Below are 5,372 nucleotides of genomic sequence, written 5' to 3' on the forward strand. Positions count from 1 at the left end.
ATAAGATCAGTAATTTTGTTTGCCATTTTTCCTCCTAATAATTAAATTTCTCTTTGATTTTATTTTCAACGCTTGGACTTACAAACGCCGATACATCACCTTTAAAAGCAGCTATTTCTCTAACTCCACTTGAGCTTACAAAAGAGTAAGCAGGATCACTTAGTAAAAATATTGTTTCAAATCCTTCGTATAAGGTTGAGTTAACTCTTGCAATATTTTTTTCATATTCATAATCAGTAACCCCTCTAAGTCCTCTGGCTATCAACTTTACTCCCATTTCTTTAGCAAAATTTACCAAAAGACCATCAAATGAATAAATAGAAATATTTGTTAAGTTCTCTTCTTTAATTGCCTCTTTTATTATATCAACTCTTTCTTCAACAGTAAATAGTGAGTTTTTGTTTTCGTTATTTAGGATAGCTACAATCACTTCATCAAACATATCTCTTAGTCTTTTGATGATATCCATATGTCCCTGAGTGAGGGGATCGAAGCTACCTGGATAAATTACCTTCATTTTATATAAAACTTAATATATTTCCTTCCATAGGATTTTTCTTTCAAAACATCTAAACCATATTTATCAGACAAATCCATATCCTTACTTGATTCAGTAATAACTATACCATCTTCGCTTAATAAGTCATATTCTTTGATACAAAACATAGCCCTATCTATAAAATCAGTTTCATACGGAGGATCTAAGTAGATATAGTCAAATTTAAGTTCTTTTTCTCCTAAATCTTTTAAGCATCTGATGAAATCATTTTTATATGTAAAAACACCATCAGAATTTATTTTATCTAGGTTTTGCTTTAGGATTGAAAAATTCGAATAGTTCTTCTCATTAAAATAAACTTCCTTAGCACCTCTAGATAAAAATTCTATGCCCATTTGACCTGTGCCTGCAAATAGGTCTAAGGCCTTAAAATCCAATTTAAAAGGATAAAGCATATCAAATACAGCTTCCTTCACCTTATTATCAGTTGGTCTTGATGTTTTAGATTTGGGGCTTAATAAATTGTATCCCTTGTACTTTCCTGCTACTACTTTCATCAATTTAAAATAATGTCCTTATCTTTATCAAAATATTCTCTTATAAAATCTAAATTTACACCCTTATAAGAATTTTCCTTCAAATAATCAAATATTTCAAAGGCCCTATTAGTTTCTTCTTCGGTCATGTTTAGATATTCTATTTCTGACAGGTTTTTGCCATGTTGAATTAGAGATAGTATTTTACCACCACCCCTTAACTCATAATCTCTTTGAGAAATTACAAAACCATCATTAGTTTCGAGTAGAATTTTTAACTTACTATTTGGGTCCGTATCTTTAGTTACAAGATAGCAAAAAGACTCATACTTTCCTCTACCGACCCTACCTCTTAATTGATGCAACTGTGATAGGCCAAAATTATTTGAATTATAAATAACTATAGTATTAGCGTTTGCTACATCAATCCCGACTTCTATAACGGTTGTAGAAATTAATATATCAATTTCATGTTTGTTAAACCTATTTAGAATATCTTCTTTTTCGCTTGATTTTAACTTGCCGTGGAGTTTTTCAACCCTATAAGTTCTAAATATTTTCTTATATTTCTTATATAGGTTTTCGACTGAATTTGTATCATCTGCATCTATGTTAGTAGTTACAACGTAGACTTGCCTGCCTTCGACAAGGTTATCTTTAAGATTTTCTAACAAAATCTCTTGATGGTCTTCATTAATAATTCTTGTAAAAACCTCCGCTCTTCCTTTTGGCTGCTCGTTAATAAGGCTTAAATCAAGCATTTTGTTTATTCTCAAGCTTAATGTTCTTGGAATTGGTGTGGCGGTCATTGTAAGGTAGTTTGTATTAATACCTTTTCTAGCAAATTCTTGCCTTTGCCTAACGCCAAACCTATGCTGTTCGTCATTTACAACAAACCTTAGATTTTTAAAGCTAACATCATCTTCAATCAAAGCATGAGTGCCTATCACCATATCAATTGTGCCGTCCTTTAGTCCAGCTTTGACTTCTTCTTTGTTTTTTGTAGATCCTGTTAAAAGTGCAAGCCTTTTTCCAAAACTATCCATAAAGTCCTTGTACTTTTCAAATTGCTGAATAGCAAGGACTTCTGTAGGAACCATCATAGCCGCTTGATAAGAATTTTCTGCAAAAACCAACATGGAAAGCATGGCAACTATAGTTTTTCCTGAACCAACATCACCAATCAATAGCCTGTTCATAGATATTTCTTTACTCGAATCTTCTAAGATTTCTTTTAGGGATCTTAATTGTGATCTTGTTAAGGTAAATTCGAGTTTTGATAATATTTCATCTAAATCATAGCTTAGGTGTATATCTTGTCTAGTCCTTTGAATTCTTCCCACATGATCTAAGAAGATTAACTCTTTTAATAAGTCACCTATTTTTATATCTGATTTCGCTTTAAGTAAACTATCTATTTCACTAGGAAAATGGACCTCGGTTAAAGCTTTTTCCCTGTCCATTAGATTGAATTTTTCTTTTATTTCTTTAGATAAAATTTCATCTCTAAGGTCAAAGTTTTTAATAGCTTCCTTTATAAAAGAATTGAGGTTCTTCTGACTAAGACCAGATGTCAGAGGATAAATTGAATATATACCCCCTATTTCATCCCCATCTAATTCTTCAAATATAGGATTTATAGATTCGTAAAATCCATTTTTATAGGAAACCTTAGTGTAGAATTTATAAGTTGTGTTTAACCTTATTTTTCTAATAGAAAACCTATCATTAAACCATACGACCCTAATTTTCTTAAAATCGCAAAATACATATAAGATATGGTCATATTCTTGAGTCTTTTGATATAGGGTTTAGAGATAGAAATCCATTCAAAATAGTAAGACCTAGTAGGACTTGCCTCTAAAACACTTGTCCTAAGCCTCCTATCTTCGTATTCTCTAGGATAGTAGGAGTATAGGTCGCTAATGGTATAAATATCAAGCTTGGCTAGAGCCTTGGCTTTTTTAGGACCAATTCCCTTTAGGCTTGTAACTTCTCTATTCAAGGGTTGCTTGATAATAGTATACTGGCTGACCGCCGTAAACTAATTCTACATCTATGTCCTTGTATTCTTTAGAAAGCTTCTTTACAAGGTCTTTTGCCTTTCTCTTATCTGTTTCCTCACCATAATATAAGGTCACAAGTGAAATGTCTTCATCATTTTCTATAGCGATTTTTATTGCTTCTTTGGTGGTTTGTTCTATATCAGATTTGGTAGTTACGATTTTACCATCAAGAATACCAATATAATCGTCTTTTTTTATCTCAATGTTATTTACGCTGGTGTCCCTTATTGAAATAGAAACTTCTACCGTGTGCATGTCAGCTATAGATTCTGACATATTTTTAATATTTTCTTCGATATCTTCCTCTTCGTCAAATTCTAACATAGCTGTGAAAGTTTCTGGAATTGATCTTGTCTCTAAAACCATAACATTTTTATCTGCTAATTCACAAGCTTGCTTAGACGACATAATAATATTTTTATTATTTGGGAAGATAATAATATTTTCAGCATTAATCTCTTCTATATTTTTATAAATATCTTCTGTTGATGGATTCATGGTTTGACCACCAGAAATTATTCTATCTATGTTCATAGACTTTAAGATTTCTTCGAAACCTTCACCTCTAGAAACAGCAATAAAACCATACTTCTTTAGGTTTTCAGACTTTGTCTCAGAAGATTCTACTTCTGGGTTTGTGTTTTCAATTTCTAGCTTAACTAAAACACCATCAACCATAATCTTAGAAATTATCTGTTGAGAATGCTCAGAGCGAGCTTCTGCCTTTATATGTCCATCTTTATATTCATAGTCAAAACTTGTAGATATAGAATCTATAGAGTCACTTATATTTTTGAAATCATCTTCTTTGATTAAGAGTTCAAAGTTAATCTTGTATGATCCTTCTTCTTGACTCCCTGGAGCTGATAGGTCGATGTCTCTATCAATTTCACCATTAAGTGCATTAAGGGCTCCTCTAAGAAGAAATATTAGACCTTGGCCACCTGAATCAACTACACCAGCCTCTTTAAGCACCGGAAGTTGTTTTGGAGTATTATCAAGGGCTATCTGTCCTTCGGTTATAATTTCTACGAGATAATCATCTAAGTCCTTAGACTCATCAAAAGCCTCATCAGCCTTTTCAGCCATCTTTCTTGCAACAGTTAAAATAGTTCCTTCTGTTGGCTGCATAACCGCTCTATAGGCGGTTTTAGATGCGTTTTTAAATATGTCTCTTACTTCCTCAGCACGAATTTCATCTTTTCCTTTGAGGGTTTTTGACATACCTCTTACAAGCTGTGACAAAATAACTCCAGAATTACCCCTAGCCCCCATAAGTGTACCTTGGCTAAGAGCTTTAGCTATTTCTTCAACACTTAATCCACTAGTTTGATTTACTCTATCTACTCCGGATTTCATGGTCATATTCATATTTGTACCTGTATCCCCATCAGGAACAGGGAATACATTAAGTTCATCTACAATAGACTTATTTTCTTCTAAATATTTATAGGCTCCAATGACCATTTGTTGGAGCTTACTTGCGTCAATAACTTTCATATTTCTCCTATCTATTGATTCCTTGAACATAGATATTTACTTCTGCAACATTAACATTCAAAGATTTTTCAATATTATATTTAACATTTTCGATTATATTTTGACAAACCACTGGTATCCTTATTCCATATTCTAAAAATAAAGAAATGTAAACAGCTACAGTTCCATTGTCCCTTCTAATAACCTCAACGCCTCTTTGCATATTGTTAACCCCAAGAAGCTTGTATATTCCATCTCTAGCTGATCTCGAAGCAAGGCCTACAACCCCGTAAGATTGCATGACACTAGCAACAGCAATATTAGCTATCACGGAATCATCGATTGTTATTTTTCCTAAATTATTTACATATCTGATTGTCATAATACCTCCAATGTGTATTAACAGTATTCATCCATTTTATTTTATTATACCATAAAAAAGTCAACCTGATAAATTATTGACACCTATACAGGTTTTTTTATCAATTATCCCATATTATTATTAAATATTATTTCTAAGCAAAGAAAAAATCGCCTTAAAATGGCGATTTTTTCCTGCTTATAATATTATTTATTTGCTAATTTCTTGTAAGATTCATATCTTTCTTTAGCAGCTTTTTCAGCTTCTTGATAAAGCTCATCAGCTGTTTCTGGGAATGATCTCTTTAGTGATGAGTATCTTACTTCACCTTGGATAAATTCTTGGAATGATCCAGTAGGTTCTTTAGAGTCAAGTTGGAATGGATTTTTGCCCTCGTCAGCAAGTCTTGGGTCAAATCTCCATAAGTGCCA

Annotated in this window: 7 protein-coding genes and 1 pseudogene; all 8 read right to left on the minus strand. The window is 32.4% G+C overall.

Going from position 1 to position 5,372, the window contains the following annotated elements; genetic code table 11:
• Window positions 1-34: 34 nt before the first annotated feature.
• Window positions 35-517: a pantetheine-phosphate adenylyltransferase gene (gene coaD / locus RQ893_RS07765; RefSeq protein ID WP_311482462.1), complete on the minus strand. Its 483-nt coding sequence runs from the start codon at window positions 515-517 to the stop codon at window positions 35-37.
• Window positions 514-1,056 (minus strand): 16S rRNA (guanine(966)-N(2))-methyltransferase RsmD, encoded by a 543-nt coding sequence (gene rsmD, locus RQ893_RS07770; RefSeq protein WP_311482463.1) that lies wholly within the window; start codon window positions 1,054-1,056, stop codon window positions 514-516. The genes coaD and rsmD overlap by 4 nt, the downstream gene beginning before the upstream one ends.
• A complete protein-coding gene (locus RQ893_RS07775; protein WP_311482464.1) occupies window positions 1,056-2,498 on the minus strand; it encodes a DEAD/DEAH box helicase in 1,443 nt (480 codons plus the stop codon). The genes rsmD and RQ893_RS07775 overlap by 1 nt, the downstream gene beginning before the upstream one ends.
• A gap of 117 nt (window positions 2,499-2,615) precedes the next feature.
• Window positions 2,616-2,813, minus strand: a pseudogene (locus RQ893_RS07780) (hypothetical protein); the annotation flags it as partial.
• Window positions 2,738-3,040 carry a hypothetical protein gene (locus RQ893_RS07785; RefSeq protein ID WP_311482465.1) on the minus strand — a complete coding sequence of 101 codons (303 nt, stop codon included), beginning with the start codon at window positions 3,038-3,040 and terminating at the stop codon, window positions 2,738-2,740. The pseudogene RQ893_RS07780 and the gene RQ893_RS07785, both read right to left, overlap by 76 nt.
• The gene (locus RQ893_RS07790) at window positions 3,033-4,601 is read right to left on the minus strand and encodes a DAK2 domain-containing protein (RefSeq protein WP_311482466.1); all 1,569 of its coding nucleotides are present in this window, start codon (window positions 4,599-4,601) and stop codon (window positions 3,033-3,035) included. The genes RQ893_RS07785 and RQ893_RS07790 overlap by 8 nt, the downstream gene beginning before the upstream one ends.
• A gap of 7 nt (window positions 4,602-4,608) precedes the next feature.
• A complete protein-coding gene (locus tag RQ893_RS07795) occupies window positions 4,609-4,962 on the minus strand; it encodes an Asp23/Gls24 family envelope stress response protein (RefSeq protein ID WP_311482467.1) in 354 nt (117 codons plus the stop codon).
• 185 nt (window positions 4,963-5,147) lie between these two features.
• Window positions 5,148-5,372, minus strand: a 225-nt coding sequence (locus tag RQ893_RS07800; protein WP_311482468.1) for a hypothetical protein, incomplete at its 5' end; no start/stop codon positions are given.

Origin of the sequence: uncultured Anaerococcus sp. (genome assembly GCF_963510915.1) — a bacterium.
In the GTDB taxonomy this organism is placed as follows: domain Bacteria; phylum Bacillota; class Clostridia; order Tissierellales; family Peptoniphilaceae; genus Anaerococcus.